We start from the raw sequence: 15440 nt of genomic DNA on the forward strand, positions 1-15440 counted from the left end.
GCGGACGACTCCGGAAAGCAGGGCAGACGGTGGCGCGGTCGCTACCGTGGCGACGGCTCAGCGTCGCATGCTCCCCGGTCCGGCGCGGAAAGTCACGCCGCCCGCGCGCCGAAGACCGGCGGCCGGTCCAGCTGCCCGATCCAGTGCCGATACACGCTCGTTGCCGCGCCGCGCAGGCGCGCCAGCCGCTCGGGCAGGGCGGCCAGGATCTCGGTCTCGCTCTGCACCGTCACGCCCCGACCGCGGCTCAGTTCGTCGCGTCCCTGCGTGCACCAGTCGCGCAGGCTTTGCTCGGTCACCTCCAGGTGGCTCTGGAGCCCGATGTGCGGTCCCAGCGAGAAACCCTTGTTCAGGCAGTTGGAGCCGAACAGCGTCCGCGTCGCGCCGGCCGGGATCTGGAAGCTGTCGTAATGCCAGTTGAAGCTGAGCAGCCGGTCCTCGCCGCCGAACAGTCCGCGCGCGGCCGGTGTGATCCACAGCTCGCGCCAGCCGATGTCGGGTCGCGGGTTGCGGGCCACCCCCGCGCCCATGGCGCGTGCCAGTTGCTGCGCGCCGAAGCAGTGACCCAGGATCGGGCGGCTGTGCCGCAGCGCGTCGATCAGCAGGGCCTGCTCCGCCCGGATCCAGGGCTTGCCGTCGTTGACGCTGTGGTCGCTGCCCAGCAGCACCAGGCCGCTGAACGCCCCCGCCGTCCGCGGCAGGGTGTCGCCCAGGTCGGGCCGCAGCAGGTGCACCGGCACGTCATGCGCGCGCAGGCACTGGAGGAGGTAGCCCGGACCTTGCGCGGGTTCGTGCTGGAGGATCAACACGGGTCTCATGCGAGGAGGCGCGGATCGCGCCCCGTTGTTTCGAGGACTCCAGCGTAGGGAGCCGCGCGTCAAGGCCGGGGCAAGACCTGCCCCCGAAGCATCAAGAAGTCATCAAGGGGCGCAGGGTGCAGCCGAGAGGGACGAATGCCACAATCTTGAGATGAACTCGCCGTCCCTCCGCCTGCCGCGCGCCTCTGTCCAGACCGCCGACTTCGACCTCAGCGCCGAGACGCTGGCGTTGCGCGCCGAGGACGGCGGTGTCGGCGCGGTGGTGAGCTTCGTGGGCACGGTGCGTGACGGCGCGGCCGGCACGCCCGTGTCGCTCATGGAGCTCGAGCACTATCCCGGCATGACCGAGGCCGCCATCGAAGCCATGATCGACGAGGCCTTCCGGCGCTTCGACATCCGCGGTGCGCGCGTGATCCATCGCGTCGGCGCGCTGCAGCCGCGCGATCAGATCGTGCTGGTGCTCGTGAGCTCGCGCCATCGCGGCCAGGCCTTCCAGGCCTGCGAGTTCCTGATGGATTACTTGAAGACGCAGGCGCCGTTCTGGAAGAAGGAACACGGACCGGACGGCGCCCGCTGGGTGGACGCGCGTGTCGCCGACGACGACGCGCTCGCGCGATGGGGAATCAACGTGGAGGGGAACGGTCGATGAGCTGGATGCAGGTGGCGGCGGTGTCCGTCGGGGCTTCGGGCGGCGCGCTCGCGCGCTGGGGCGCGGGGCTGATGCTGAATGCGAAGTGGCAGGGGTTCCCGCTCGGCACGCTGGCCGTCAACATCGTCGGCGGCTTCCTCATCGGCATGGCGCTGGAATGGTTCGGCCGGTACCCCGACGACCTGCTCAAGCTGCTGCTCGTCACCGGTTTCCTCGGTGGCCTGACGACCTTCTCGTCCTTCTCCGGCGAATCGCTGTCGCTGCTGCAGCGCGGTGAGTTCCTGATGGCGCTGTCGCACTCGGCCGCCCACGTGATCGGCTCGCTGGCGGCCGCCGCGGCGGGGCTCAAGGTCATGCAGACGCTGACCTCGGCATGAGCGCCGCAACAGGCATGTCCGGCACGCCAGACACGTCGATCCGATTTCCCCGCGCGCTCCGTGCGGGCGACGTCGTCGCGGTCGTCGCGCCGTCGTCCGGCGTGAAGCCGGCGATGCATGAGCGCCTGGACGCCGCGCTCTCGATGCTGCGGCGTCAGGGATTCATCGTCCGCGAAGGGCGCTCGCTCAGGCAGCAGGTCCAGGGCGCCAGTGCGAGCGCCGCCGAGCGCGCGGCGGAGTTGATGGAAGTGCTGCTCGATCCGGAGGTGGCCGCGGTGATTCCGCCCTGGGGCGGGGAACTCGCGATCGAGCTGCTGCCGCTGCTGGACTTCGACCGGCTGCGAGAGGCGCCGCCCAAGTGGTTCAGCGGCTTCTCCGACCTGTCGACGATCCAGGTGCCCTTGCTGCTTCACGCCGGCTGGGCATCGCTCCACGGGCCGAACCTGATGCAGCTGTGGGATCCGGCGTTGGACGTCGTCTCGAAACGGATCGTCGGCCTGTGGTTCGCCGAGGGCGGAGCGCCGTTCGAGCAGGCCTCGGCGCCGGGCACGGTAGCGCGTCGGCTCGACGGCGGCGTCGAGCCGCTGTCGATCGAAGGCTGTCTGGTCGGCGGTTGCCTGGACTCGCTGTCGCGGCTGGCCGGCACCAGGGTGGCCGACGTCGCCGCCTGGCGCGACGCGCTGGGTGACGATGAACGGCCGCTCTGGTTCTTCGAGGTCGCCGAGCTGCCGCCTTTCGAGCTGGCCCGCGCGTTGCACGGCCTGCGGCTGGCGGGCTGGTTCGACGGCGCCGCCGGCGTGGTCTTCGGTCGCAGTGCCGTGGCCAAGGAGATCGCCGCGGGCGGCGACTTCACGGAAGGACACGCGCTGCAGCGCGCGCTCGGCGACCTGTCGTGCCCGGTGCTGGTGGATCTCGACATCGGCCACGTCGGCCCCCAGTGGACTATTGTCCAAGGGGCGCTTGGCCGCATCGACTGGCATCCCGGCCAGACGACCTTGAGCCAGTTCCTCGCATGAGGTGAATGGCTCCTGCCCCTTGGGGGCGGGCGGGGATGGGGTGGCTGCTGCCCCGCCCGCTTGGAGGGCGGGGATGGGGTGGGAGTGAATGGCTCCCCCGGGAGGGATCCGCTTGCGGAACCCTCGCCCGCTTGGAGGGCGGGGATGGGGTGGGAGTGAAACGATAAAAAAAACTTGGGCGCGTTCCTTGCCGAAGCCTCTTGCAAATTAGGGACACAGTCCTACTTGAGTTCGCAACGGAGGTATTTCACCCATGCGAGTCGACAAGCTCACCACCCGATTCCAAGAAGCGCTGGCCGAGGCCCAAAGCCTGGCGGTGACGCGCGACAACCCCTACATCGAACCCGTCCACGTGCTGGCCGCGATGCTGGCCCAGGACGACGGCCCGAAGGCGCTGCTCGAGCGCGCCGGCGTCAAGGTCCCCGCCCTCAAGGGCGCGCTGGACGGCATCCTCGGCGGCCTGCCGCAGGTGCAGGGCGAGGGCCAGCAGGTCCAGCCCAGCCGCGACCTGATCAGCCTGCTCCAGAACGCCGAGAAGGAAGCCTCCAAGCGGGGCGACCACTTCATCGCCAGCGAGATGTTCCTGCTGTCGCTCGCCGACGCGAAGACCGACCTGGCCGGCGTCGTGCGCGGCCACGGCCTGACCCGCAAGGCGCTGGAGACGGCGGTGGAAGCCGTGCGCGGCGGCCAGAAGGTCGACAGCCAGGAATCCGAAGGCCAGCGCGAGGCGCTGAAGAAGTACACCCTCGACCTGACCGAACGCGCCCGCGCCGGCAAGCTCGACCCCGTGATCGGCCGCGACGACGAGATCCGCCGCGCCATCCAGGTGCTGCAGCGCCGCACGAAGAACAACCCCGTGCTGATCGGCGAACCCGGCGTCGGCAAGACCGCGATCGTCGAAGGCCTGGCGCAGCGCATCGTCAACGAGGAAGTGCCCGAAAGCCTGAAGGGCAAGCGGGTGCTGTCGCTGGACATGGCCGGCCTGCTCGCGGGCGCCAAGTTCCGCGGTGAATTCGAGGAACGCCTGAAGTCCGTGCTCAAGGAAGTCGCCGCCGACGAAGGGCGCATCATCCTGTTCATCGACGAGATCCACACCATGGTCGGCGCCGGCAAGGCCGAGGGCGCCATCGACGCCGGCAACATGCTCAAGCCCGCCCTGGCGCGCGGCGAGCTGCACTGCATCGGCGCGACCACGCTGGAGGAGTACCGCAAGTACGTCGAGAAGGACGCCGCGCTGGAGCGCCGCTTCCAGAAGGTGCTGGTCGAGGAACCCACCGTCGAGGCCACCATCGCCATCCTGCGCGGCCTGCAGGAGAAGTACGAGGTCCACCACGGCGTCGAGATCACCGACCCGGCCATCGTCGCCGCGGCCGAACTCTCGCACCGCTACATCACCGACCGCTTCCTGCCCGACAAGGCCATCGACCTGATCGACGAGGCCGCGGCCAAGATCAAGATCGAGATCGACTCCAAGCCCGAGGCGATGGACCGGCTCGACCGCCGCATGATCCAGCTCAAGATCGAGCGCGAGGCCGTGCGCAAGGAGACCGACGAGGGCTCCCAGCGCCGCTTCGCCCTGATCGAGGACGAGCTGCTCAAGCTCCAGCGCGAGTACAACGACCTGGAAGAGATCTGGACCTCGGAGAAGGCCCAGGCCCAGGGCTCCGCGCACGTCAAGGAAGAGATCGACCGCATCAAGTTCCAGATCGAGGAACTCAAGCGCAAGGGCGACTTCAACAAGGTCGCCGAGCTGCAGTACGGCAAGCTGCCCGACCTGGAGAAGCGCCTGAACGAGGCGCAGGCCAAGGAGATGGGCAAGGCCAGGGACAAGAGCCAGCCGCAGTTGCTGCGCACCATGGTCGGCGCCGAAGAGATCGCCGAGGTGGTGGCGCGCGCCACCGGCATCCCCGTCGCCAAGCTGATGCAGGGCGAGCGCGACAAGCTGCTGCAGATGGAAGACAAGCTGCATGAGCGCGTCGTCGGCCAGGACGAGGCCATCGTCGCGGTCGCGGATGCGATCCGGCGCTCGCGCGCCGGACTGTCCGATCCGGACAAGCCGCTGGGCAGCTTCCTGTTCCTGGGCCCGACCGGCGTCGGCAAGACCGAGCTGTGCAAGGCGCTGGCGGGCTTCCTGTTCGACAGCGAGGACCACATGATCCGCATCGACATGAGCGAGTTCATGGAGAAGCACTCGGTGAGCCGGCTGATCGGCGCGCCTCCGGGCTACGTCGGCTATGACGAGGGCGGCTACCTGACCGAGGCGGTGCGCCGCAAGCCCTACAGCGTGCTGCTGCTCGACGAGGTCGAGAAGGCGCACCCGGACGTGTTCAACGTGCTGCTGCAGGTGCTGGACGACGGTCGCCTGACCGACGGCCAGGGCCGCACGGTCGACTTCAAGAACTGCGTGATCGTGATGACGTCCAACCTGGGCTCGCAGCACATCATGGCGTTGCAGGGCGAGTCCGACGAGGTCATCCGCGACGCGGTGTGGGGCGAGGTCAAGGCGCACTTCCGGCCCGAGTTCCTCAACCGCATCGACGAGACCGTGATCTTCCATGCGCTGGGCGCGGACCACATCAAGTCGATCGCGAAGATCCAGCTGCGCCAGCTCGAACAGCGGCTGGACAAGCTGGAGATGAAGCTCGACGTCAGCGACGAGGCGCTGGCCGAGCTGGCCAAGGTCGGCTTCGATCCGGTCTTCGGGGCGCGGCCGCTCAAGCGCGCGATCCAGCAGCGGATTGAGAACCCGCTGTCCAAGCTGATCCTGCAGGGCCGCTTCGGTCCGAAGGATGTGATCCCGGTCAGCGTGGAGACGTCAGCCGCCGGAGAGCCCGGCGAGTTCAGCTTCGGACGCGTGGTGCATTGACGCCGCGGGGCGCCGGTGCCGGGTCTTGCCCGGCTCGGCGCCTCAACGCAGTTTTTCGAGCACTTCCGATCTGAACTCTCGCTGGTACAGCACGTAGAGCACGCCGGCCGTGGACAGGGCCAGTGCCCAGGGCGAGAAGAACCAGGCCACCACGGGGAACGCGAGGTAGTAGCCGCGCAAGCCGTCGTTGAAGGCCTCGGCCGCCATGCCGACGACCGCGCCGGCGCGGTCGGCGAATTCCTCGCGCGCCTCTTTCGCCTCCGGTCCCAGCTGCGCGAACTGGCCCGCCTCCGGCGCGGACGCCACCAGCAACGCGCCGAAGGTGTACTGCCGCATGCTCCAGGTGAAGCGGAAGAAGGCGTACACGAAAATGCCGGTCAGCAGCGCGAGCTTGATGTCGAACACCAGCGTGCTCGTCTTCACCGCGAACGGCAGTCCCAGCACCAGGGCGCTGGTCTGCTCGCTCGCTCCGAGCGCGGCCAGCAGGCCGCCGATGATCAGGATGGTCGTGGAGGCGAAGAAGGACGGGCTCGACAACAGCGCCTGGCTAACCGCGCCGTCCAGCACCCGCATCTCGCGGTAGGTCAGCTGCAGCATCCACTGGCGCCGCACGCGGTTGGTGATGGCCAGCAGCGAGCCGCGACCATCCGCATGGCGCTTGGAGAACTGGGCGTAGCCGATCCAGGCCACGAAGAACAGACCCAGCGAGGCCCAGTCGAGCAGCGGCAACGCGGCCAGGAGTTGTCGGAGCGATTGCATCGCGTCAGTGTAGAGGCGCGCTGCCGCGCGAGAGGGCAGTACGAGCACGAGTACGACCACGAGCACTGGCAGGACCACGACAGCGAACGCAGGGAGAGCCGTCGTGCGCGCGGCGTCGGAGGCCGGACTCAGACGGAGGGCTTGCGCCAGACCGCGCGAACCGCGGCGGACGGCGCCGCGATGCCGTCGTGATCGTTGTGGTTGGCGTTGTCGCTGTCGTTGTCGTTGTCGTTGTCGATCTCGCTGTCGAGGGCCAACCCCGTGGCTTCGGCAGGCGGCACGCCGTGCGGCCAGATCTCCAGCAGCGCAAGGGCACCCTGCAACAGCGCCGCCGCCGCCGCGGCGGTCAGGCCGCGCACCACCGCGCGGACGAAGCCGCCGTCCGACTCACCCTGGACCGAGGGCGGCAGGTCGAAGTCCGCGGACTGGCAGTTGGTGCACTCGTAGCGACCGGTCGAGGGATCGAACAGGATCTCGATCACGTGCCGCGACGTGGCGACGCGGCAGGCGGTGAGCGACGCTTGTCGGCCGACGCGTCGCACGCGGATCCCATGGTCCTTGGGCCAGTCGCTCAGGTCCATCAGCAGGTCGATCAGCGACGGCAAGGCGGACGGCAACGCGGACGGCGAGGGCCAGCCGGCGGGGCCGGCGTCGACGGCGAGCGGTGGAGTGGGGAAGGTCAAGCGGCCGGACTTCATGCGCAATCTCCATCCGGTGGCGGCCCGCCGCGGCATGCGACGGGTCCGTCCCGGAGTGAAGCGGCGAAGTGCCGGCCCTGCGCGGGCGGGTTCATGCCCGCCCGTGGCCGACATCGGGCTGCCTGGTCCGGCGGCCCAGTCGGCAGCCCAGTCCGGCAGCTCAGATGGGCAGGTCGAACACCAGCACCTCGGCGTCCTGGCCGGCCTCGATCGAGACGCCGGTCTCCTTGGCAAGCTGGAGCGCGTCCCCCGTGCCCAATGCCTCCCCGTTCACGGTCGCCTGACCGCGCACGACGTGCACGTAGGCGACCCGGTCCGCCGCGAGCGGCAGCTCGGCGCGTTCATCGCCGTTGAACAGTCCGGCGTACAGGCGCGCATCCTGATGGATGGACACCGAGCCCGCCGCGCCGTCCGGCGACGCCACCAGCCGCAGCTGGCCGCGCTTCTCGGCGTCGGTGAAGTGCTTCTGCTCGTAGCCCGGTTCGACACCCTGACGGTCCGGCATGATCCAGATCTGCAGGAAGTGGGTCTGGCCGTCCTTCGAGTGGTTGAACTCGCTGTGCCGCACGCCGGTGCCGGCGCTCATCCGCTGCACGTCGCCCGGACGGATCACGCCCGCGTTGGCGCCGCCCGGCGTGCCGTTGCCCATGCTGTCCTGGTGCGCCAGCTCGCCGCTGAGGACGTAGCTGATGATCTCCATGTCGCGGTGGCCGTGCGTGCCGAAACCGGTGCCGCCGGCGATGCGGTCCTCGTTGATCACGCGCAGCGGGCCGAAGCCCATCCGGCGCGGGTTGTGATAGTCCGCGAACGAGAAGCTGTGGAAGCTCTTCAGCCAGCCGTGGTCGGCGTAGCCGCGATCCGAGGACTTGATGACTTCACGCATGTCGATGCTCCTGGTGGGGCCCCCCCGGGGGGTGGAGGGGGCCTGCTTGTTGGCGATGGACTCACTGTAGGGACGCGGCCCTCTGCCGAGGGGGAGGGGGCTTGAAGCCAGCGTTCAAATAAGATGAAGCAATGGCTCAACAAGACAAACGACGGGTCCTGACGCCGGAAGCGCTGGCCATGATGGACAGCATCGCGCGCAGCGGCAGCTTTGCCGCGGCGGCCCGGGAGATGGGGAAGGTGCCGTCGGCGCTGACCTACTCGGTGCGGCAGCTCGAGGACGCGCTGGACGTGCTGCTGTTCGACCGCAGTTCGCGCCAGGCCGTGCTGACCGCCGCGGGGCACGAGCTGCTCACCGAAGGCCGGCGCCTGCTGCAGGAGATGGACGCGGTCGCGAACCGCGTCAAGCGCGTCGCCACCGGGTGGGAGAGCGAACTCACCATCGCGTTCGACGATGCGATCGCGCGGCGCGCGATCTTCGACCTGATGGAGGCCTTCTACCAGCAGGCCGAGGACGGCAAGCCGCCGCCGACGCGCCTGAAACTGCGCACGGAGGTGCTGTCGGGCACCTGGGAGGCGCTGATCTCGGGCCAGGCCGATCTGGCGATCGGCACCAGCGCGCAACCGCCGGGCAGTTCGGTCGTCTGCGAGGTGCTCGGACCGATGGAGATGGTGTTCTGCGTCGCGCCGCATCACCCGCTGGCGGGATTCGACGGGGTGCTGACCTCGGCCGAGATCGCGCGGCACCGCATCGTCGCGGTGGCGGACACGGCGCGCAGCCTCGCGCCGATGACCGTCGGCGTGGTGCCGGGGCAGGAAGTGCTGACGGTGCCGTCGATGGCGATCAAGCTCGAGGCGCTGCTGCGCGGCCTGGGCGTCGGGTCGCTGCCGACGCCGATGGTGCGGCGGCATGTGGACGCCGGGCGGCTCGTCCAGAAGGAAACCTTCCAGGGGAAGCGGATCTCGCCGATGCATTACGCGTGGCGCAACAGCAGCCAGCGCCCGGCCAAGGCGCTGGCCTGGTGGCTGGAGCGGCTGCAGAGCGAGACGACGCGGCGCTCGCTGATCGAGCAGCACGAGGGTCTGCTGCTGTGACCCAGGCGGGACGGGGCTACGTCGGCCGCTTTGCGCCGTCGCCCACGGGGCCGTTGCATGACGGGTCGCTGGTCGCCGCGCTGGCGAGCTGGCTCGATGCGCGTGCGCATGGCGGCCGCTGGCTGATCCGGATCGAGGACGTCGACCGGCCGCGCTGCCCGGCCGGCATGGACGCGGTGGTGCTGTCGCAGCTCGCCCAGGTGAGGCTGCTGCCGGACGAGCCGCCGGTCTGGCAATCGACGCGGGATGCGGCCTACCAGGCCGCGCTGGATCGGCTCAAGGCCTCGGGGTGGGCCTACCCCTGCGGCTGCTCGCGCAAGGACATCGCCGAGGCCATCGCCGCCCGGGGCGGTCAGCGGGAGCGGCATGGGGAACTCGTCTACCCGGGGACCTGCCGGCACGGACTCCGCGGCAAGCCCGCGCGGGCCTGGCGGCTGCGCAGCACGGCGACGGTGGACGGCGACGAGCCGCTGCGCATCGCGTGGCGGGATCGGCGGCTCGGTCCGCAGTCGCAGGACCTGACCGACGAGGTCGGCGATGTCGTCCTCCTGCGCGCGGATGGGCTCTGGGCCTATCAACTCGCGGTCGTCGTCGACGACGGCTGGCAGGGCATCACCGACGTGGTCCGCGGCGAGGACCTCGCCGACAACACGCCCCGGCAGATCCGGCTGCAGGAATTGCTCGGCCTGCCCCGTCCACGCCATCTGCACACGCCGCTGGTGCTCGGCGACAACGGCGAGAAGCTCTCCAAGCAGAACGGCGCCCAGGCCCTCGACCTGGGCAACCCGCTTGCCGCTTTGCAGCGCGCCGGCGCCCGCCTCGGGCTGCCGGCGCTACAGGCGCGGACGATGCCCGAATGGCTCGCCAGCGCCGTCGCAGCGTGGCCTGTACGGCAGCGCGGGGAGTAAGGACCCTCGGCGGCTGGCATGATCACGCCTTTGCTCCTGTTTCTGTTTCTTGGGACGCGGTCCGGCGTCCCCCTTTCAAGGAAAACTCGATGAAGACGACCGACAGCGGCCTGCAATACGACGACACCACCGCCGGTACCGGCGCGACCGCCCGCGCCGGCCAGGACGTGAAGGTGCACTACACCGGCTGGCTGTTCAAGGATGGCGAGAAGGGCACGAAGTTCGACTCCAGCAAGGACCGCGGCGAACCCTTCGAGTTCGAACTCGACGGCGGCATGGTCATCAAGGGCTGGGATGAAGGCGTCCAGGGCATGCAGGTCGGCGGCACCCGCGTGCTCGTCATCCCGCCCCAGCTCGGCTACGGCGCGCGTGGTGCAGGCGGCGTCATTCCGCCGAATGCGACGCTGATGTTCGAAGTGGAACTGCTGGGCGTGTCCGGCGGCGCGGAAGCCATCGAGCTGAACCAACTGGCCACCACCGCCAGCGGCCTCCAGTTCGAGGACGTCAAGGAAGGCGAAGGCGCCACTGCGGAAGCCGGCAAGCGCGTCACCGTCCACTACACCGGGTGGCTCTACAAGGACGGGCAGCGAGGTCGCAAGTTCGACTCGTCCAAGGACCGGCGCGATCCGTTCCGCTTCCACCTCGGCGCGGGGGAAGTCATCAAGGGATGGGATGAAGGCGTCCAAGGGATGAAGGTCGGGGGGACGCGGTTCCTCGTCATTCCGTCGGAACTGGGCTACGGCGCCTATGGCGCAGGTGGCGTCATTCCGCCTCATGCGACGCTGCTGTTTGAGGTGGAACTGCTGGCGGTTTGAGCCGGCTGTCTCTTTTACTCTCTTTCTCTTCGACTCTCTGCAGCCCGCCGGGTCTCGGCCCGGCTGCCGAGTCCCTTTGTCAGCCGACAAAGGAACCAAAACGGCCCTGACGACGCTCATATGCGCTCGCTGTCCGGCATTCGTCGCTCTCACGCTTCGCTCGCGAGACTCCTCCAACGATGCCCTCAAACGACCACCACCGGAGTCCTCGCACCACCTCTCTCTACAGGCTTGCTCGCTCCGCTCGTCGCGCCAGCCACTCAATGCGCCTTGCATCCGCCTTGCACGCTCGCCCCTACCGGGGTCTCGCAGCGATCGGTGACCAGCGATCGGTGACCAATGAACGAGGACCAGTGACGGAGACCGTTGAGCGCGGACCAGTGATCGGGGATCAGTCTTGGCGCTTCGGTGGTTTCATCAGGGCTTTGGCTGTTGAGCGACCTGTTGCTGCGAGACCCCGGTAGGGGCGAGCGTGCACGGCTGACGAGGGCCGCGTTGAGTGGCTGGCGCGACGAGCGAAGCGAGCAAGCCTGTAGAGAGAGGTGGTGCGAGGACTCCGGTGGTGGTTGTTTGAGGGCATCGTCCGAGGAGTCTCGGAGCGGAGTGACGAGCGACGAGTGCCGGACAGCGAGCGCATATGAGCGTCGTCAGGGCCGTTTTGGTTCCTTTGTCGGCTGACAAAGGGACTCGGGTGCCGGGCCGAGACCCGGCGGGCTCTCACGCGGTGAGAAAGCCCACCGGCAGCGCCGCCAGCGCGATGAGTTCCTGTGCGGCCCTGCTGGTTTCCCCCGCATTGCCGTCCACCAGCGTGACCCGAGGCGCGTTGACCAGTTTCGGGAAGTGGCTGGTGAGCGAGCGTTCATAGCCGGGGTCGTAGTGATCCCGCATGAGCTCCCCGAAGACTTCTGCCCAATGCCCACCGAGGGCCAGGTCTTGCCACCGTCCGACGCGCTCCCGTCCACGCAGGGCCACCAGTCCGCCGATCAGCGCGTTGAACGTCTCCGGCCTGTCCTTGAAGTGCGCATAGTCCTCGAGCAGCAACTGCACGCGCCCGGCGTCGGTCATGTCGATCCAGACGCAGCGCCCGTGCTGCCGCAATTGCAGGTGAAGCGACTCGGGCAGCTGCACGCCGCCGATCTTGCGGCTTTCGCTTTCCACAAAGACGGGCCGGGACGGATCGAGTCCGACCATCGCCTGCCAGAGCGCCGTGTCGAAGGCTTTCTGACTGGGTTGCGGCTGATCGGGCAGGGCGCCCAGCACGGAGCCTCGATGACGGGCCAGCGCCTCGAGGTCGAGCACCTGCGCGCCTGCCGCGGCGAGCGCCTGCAGCAGCCGCGTCTTGCCTGACCCGGTGCGCCCGCACAGCACGACGAAGTCGAACCGCGCCGGCTGCTCCGCCAGGGTCTTGATGACCTCGCCGCGGAAGGCCTTGTACCCTCCCACCAGTTGCAGCGACTTGAACCCGATCTGGTTCAGGAACCAGTTCATCGCCCCGGACCGCTGCCCGCCGCGCCAGCAATAGACCAGCGGCCGCCAATGCTTGCGCATCAACGGCCGGTTGGCGTCGAGGTGGTTGGCGATGTTGCGCGCCACGATCGCCGCGCCCAGCTTGCGCGCTTCCAGCGGATCCTGCCGGTAGAGCGTGCCGACGACGCGTCGTTCCTCGTTGTCCAGCACCGGCCAGTTCAGGGCGCCGGGCAGGTGGTCTTCCTCGAACTCCCCGGGCGACCGCACGTCGATCACGCTGCTGAACCCGTCGAGCCGGGCGAAGGCCTCGGTGGACGGGATCACGTGGTACTGGCTCATCGCCTCACTGCACCGACAGTGCGTCCAGCAGTTCCGTCTCGATCTGGAGCTGCATGCGGCTCTGCTGCAGCGCCGCGCCGTCGAGCAGGAACGTATCTTCCACGCGCTCGCCGAGGGTGGACACCTTGGCGAGCTGCAGGTTGATCCCGTGCCGCGCCAGCACGCGGGCGATCGCGTACAGCAGCCCCGCGCGGTCGGTCGCGCTGACGGAGAGGAGCCAGCGCTGCGCGCGCTCGTCGGGTCGCAGCGCGATGCGGGGCGTGAAGGGGAAGCTCTTCACGCGCCGCGAGAGGCGGCCTTTGCGGGGCTCGGGTAGCGGCCCCTGCGCAACCAGCGCCTGGCTGAGCTTGGACTCGACCAGCGCCGTGAGGTCGCGATGGTGGAGGTCGAGTTCGGGCGCGATCACCTGGAAGGTGTCGAGCGCATACCCGCTGCGGGTCGTGTGGACCTTGGCGTCGAGGATGTTGAAGCCTGCGCCGTCGAAGTAACCGCAGATGCGCGCGAAGAGGTCCTGCAGGTCCTTCGCGTACACCAGCACCTGCAGGCCTTCTCCGACGGGTGACGGCCGCGAACGCACGACGGGCTCGACGCTTTCGACGTGCCGCCACAACGCGCGGGCGTGCCAGGCGAGGTCGGGGGCGTCATGTCGCGCGAAGTAGCTGAGGTCCAGCGTCTTCCACAGCGCGTCCTCGGTGCCGGGCAACTGCGCCTTCAGCGCGAGCTCCTGCCGCGCCTCCTGCTTGCGCGCCTCGATCTCCGCGGCCATGTTGAGCTTGGCGCCGCCCAGCGCGCGCAGCGTCAGCCGGTAGAGGTCCTCGAGCAGCTTGCCCTTCCAGGCATTCCAGACCTTGGGTCCGGTGCCCCGGATGTCGGCCACGGTCAGCAGGTAGAGCGCCGTCAGCGTGCGTTCGTCCCTGACGAGCTGCGCGAAGTGCTGGATGACCTCGGGATCCGAGAGGTCCTCCTTCTGCGCGACGCGCGACATCGTCAGGTGGTGCTCGACCAGGAACACGACCAGCGCCGCGTCTGCCTTCGGCAGCCCGTGCGCGCGGCAGAAGCGCTTGGCCTCGGCCGCGCCCAGATCGGAATGGTCCCCGCCGCGTCCCTTGGCGATGTCATGGAACAGCGCCGCGACGTACAGCGACGACGGCCGGTCGAACTGCGCCGCCAGCTGCGAGCAGAACGGGTACTCGTGCGTGTGTTCGGGGATGAAGAAGCGCCGGATGTTGCGCAGCACCATCAGGATGTGCTGGTCCACCGTGTAGACGTGGAACAGGTCGTGCTGCATCTGCCCGACGATGCGCCGGAACACCCACAGGTAGCGCCCCAGCACCGAGGTCTGGTTCATCAGCCTGAACGCGTGCGTCTGTCCCTGCGGCTCCTCCAGGATGCGCATGAACATCGCGCGGTTGGCCGGGTCGCGCCGGAACGCGCTGTTCATCAGCCCGCGCGCGTTGTACAGCGCGCGCAGCGTCTTGGCCGACAGCCCCTTGATGCCGGGCGTCTGCTGGTAGATCAGGAAGGTCTCGAGGATCGCGCGCGGCTCGCGTTCGTAGAGATCGTCGCTGGCGATCTCCAGCATGCCGCTGCGCTCCAGGAAACGCTCGTCCACTGGCCGCAGCTCGTTGCCGACGGTGCCGTTGATCTGCTCCTCGAGGTTGAGCAGCGTGATCTGGTTGAGCTGCGTGACCGCCTTGGCCGCCCAGTAGTAGCGGCGCATCAGCTTCTCGGACGCCCGCAGCGACCGGGTCGACTCGTAGCCGAAGCGCTCGGCCACCGAGGTCTGCAGGTCGAAGACCAGCCGATCCTCGCGCCGCCGCGCCGCCAGATGCAACTGGCAGCGGATGCTCTTGAGCACGCCCTCGTTGCGCTGCAGCTGGCGCGCCTCGAAGGGCGTGATCAGCCCCCGGGTCGCCAGCTGGGGCCAGGTCTTGCCCAGGCCGGCGCCGCGCGCGATCCAGATCAGCACCTGCAGGTCGCGCAGACCGCCGGGGCTTTCCTTGATGTTGGGTTCGAGCGCGTAGGGCGTCTCTTCGTACTTCGTGTGGCGCTGGCGCATCTCCAGCGTCTTGGCGCGCATGAACGCGCGCGGATCCATCGCCGCACGGAAGGCCTGGTCGAAACGCTTCACCAACGGTTTGGCGCCCGCCAGCCAGCGGGATTCCAGCAGCGCGGTCTGGATGGTGACGTCGCCGGCGGCCTCGTCCAGGCATTCCTTGACCGAGCGCACCGAGGAGCCGATCTCCAGCCCGATGTCCCAGCAGGCGGTGATGAAGGCCTCGATCGCGTGCTTGAGCGGCCCGGGCTGGTCCGGCTGGATCGGCTGGATGGGCGAGGGACCGTCCTGCAGCGCATCGGGCAGCAGCAGCAGGACGTCCACGTCCGAGTGCGGGAACAGTTCGCCGCGCCCGTAGCCGCCGACCGCGACCAGCGCCGCGTCGGGCGCCGCCGCGGCGATGCCCGATTGCGCCCACAAGGCCTGCAGCGTGCCGTCCACGTGCCTGGCCAGCAGCCGCATCAGCCGCGCCGCCGCGGACACGCTGGCCTTGGCGGACGCGAAATCGTCCAGCAGCAGTTGCTTGCCGGCCTTGAAGTGCTGGCGCAGCTCGGCGACCGACAGGGTGGCGGCCGGCGCTGTGGGTACGTTCGGCACGTGGGGCACGTTAGGCACGGCAGGCACGTCGGGCGCGACCTTGGCACCCATGCCGACGTCGCCGGGCGTCCTGGCGTTCATGGGCGGCGTCGCGCGGA

At 69.0% G+C, this 15440-nt stretch carries 13 protein-coding genes and 1 pseudogene; 8 read left to right on the forward strand and 6 right to left on the reverse strand.

Annotation, left to right across the window (positions count from 1 at the left end):
• Nucleotides 1-92 precede the first annotated feature (92 nt).
• On the reverse strand, nt 93-809 hold the full coding sequence (locus AC07O8_RS18430) for a type 1 glutamine amidotransferase (protein WP_495049405.1): 717 nt from the start codon (nt 807-809) through the stop codon (nt 93-95).
• A gap of 160 nt (nt 810-969) precedes the next feature.
• On the opposite strand from AC07O8_RS18430, the gene AC07O8_RS18435 reads away from it, so the two are divergent.
• The 4 genes from AC07O8_RS18435 (at nt 970) to clpB (ending at nt 5726) form a co-directional block, all read left to right on the forward strand.
• Nucleotides 970-1467, forward strand: a complete 498-nt coding sequence (locus AC07O8_RS18435) for a molybdenum cofactor biosynthesis protein MoaE (RefSeq protein ID WP_495049406.1) — start codon at nt 970-972, stop codon at nt 1465-1467.
• The gene (gene crcB, locus AC07O8_RS18440; protein ID WP_495049407.1) at nt 1464-1844 is read left to right on the forward strand and encodes a fluoride efflux transporter CrcB; all 381 of its coding nucleotides are present in this window, start codon (nt 1464-1466) and stop codon (nt 1842-1844) included. Before AC07O8_RS18435 ends, crcB begins: the two co-directional genes overlap by 4 nt.
• Nucleotides 1841-2860 (forward strand): S66 family peptidase, encoded by a 1020-nt coding sequence (locus tag AC07O8_RS18445; protein WP_495049408.1) that lies wholly within the window; start codon nt 1841-1843, stop codon nt 2858-2860. Before crcB ends, AC07O8_RS18445 begins: the two co-directional genes overlap by 4 nt.
• A 253-nt stretch (nt 2861-3113) precedes the next feature.
• On the forward strand, nt 3114-5726 hold the full coding sequence (gene clpB / locus AC07O8_RS18450) for an ATP-dependent chaperone ClpB (protein ID WP_495049409.1): 2613 nt from the start codon (nt 3114-3116) through the stop codon (nt 5724-5726).
• 42 nt (nt 5727-5768) lie between these two features.
• On the opposite strand, the gene AC07O8_RS18455 is transcribed toward clpB, so the two are convergent.
• The 3 genes from AC07O8_RS18455 to AC07O8_RS18465 form a co-directional block, all read right to left on the reverse strand.
• A complete protein-coding gene (locus AC07O8_RS18455; protein ID WP_297532013.1) occupies nt 5769-6485 on the reverse strand; it encodes a DUF599 domain-containing protein in 717 nt (238 codons plus the stop codon).
• Between the two features lie 128 nt (nt 6486-6613).
• The gene (locus AC07O8_RS18460; RefSeq protein WP_495049410.1) at nt 6614-7183 is read right to left on the reverse strand and encodes a hypothetical protein; all 570 of its coding nucleotides are present in this window, start codon (nt 7181-7183) and stop codon (nt 6614-6616) included.
• Between the two features lie 160 nt (nt 7184-7343).
• Nucleotides 7344-8066: a pirin family protein gene (locus AC07O8_RS18465; protein ID WP_495049411.1), complete on the reverse strand. Its 723-nt coding sequence runs from the start codon at nt 8064-8066 to the stop codon at nt 7344-7346.
• Nucleotides 8067-8197: 131 nt separating this feature from the next.
• On the opposite strand from AC07O8_RS18465, the gene AC07O8_RS18470 reads away from it, so the two are divergent.
• From AC07O8_RS18470 to AC07O8_RS18485, 4 genes and pseudogenes are all read left to right on the forward strand, one after another.
• Complete coding sequence (locus AC07O8_RS18470) at nt 8198-9160, forward strand: LysR substrate-binding domain-containing protein (RefSeq protein ID WP_495049412.1); 963 nt, start codon at nt 8198-8200, stop codon at nt 9158-9160.
• Nucleotides 9157-10068 carry a tRNA glutamyl-Q(34) synthetase GluQRS gene (gene gluQRS, locus AC07O8_RS18475; protein WP_495049413.1) on the forward strand — a complete coding sequence of 304 codons (912 nt, stop codon included), beginning with the start codon at nt 9157-9159 and terminating at the stop codon, nt 10066-10068. The genes AC07O8_RS18470 and gluQRS overlap by 4 nt, the downstream gene beginning before the upstream one ends.
• 89 nt (nt 10069-10157) lie before the next feature.
• A pseudogene (locus AC07O8_RS18480) lies at nt 10158-10502 on the forward strand (FKBP-type peptidyl-prolyl cis-trans isomerase); the annotation flags it as partial.
• A gap of 33 nt (nt 10503-10535) precedes the next feature.
• Entirely contained in the window at nt 10536-10883 is a 348-nt protein-coding gene (locus AC07O8_RS18485; protein WP_495049485.1) for an FKBP-type peptidyl-prolyl cis-trans isomerase, read from the forward strand.
• 717 nt (nt 10884-11600) lie between these two features.
• On the opposite strand, the gene mnmH is transcribed toward AC07O8_RS18485, so the two are convergent.
• Nucleotides 11601-12689 (reverse strand): tRNA 2-selenouridine(34) synthase MnmH, encoded by a 1089-nt coding sequence (gene mnmH, locus AC07O8_RS18490; protein WP_495049414.1) that lies wholly within the window; start codon nt 12687-12689, stop codon nt 11601-11603.
• 4 nt (nt 12690-12693) lie between these two features.
• On the reverse strand, nt 12694-15393 hold the full coding sequence (locus AC07O8_RS18495; protein WP_495049486.1) for a [protein-PII] uridylyltransferase: 2700 nt from the start codon (nt 15391-15393) through the stop codon (nt 12694-12696).
• Between the last annotated feature and the right edge of the window lie 47 nt (nt 15394-15440).

Source organism: Roseateles sp. GW821-FHT09G09, assembly GCF_059415965.1.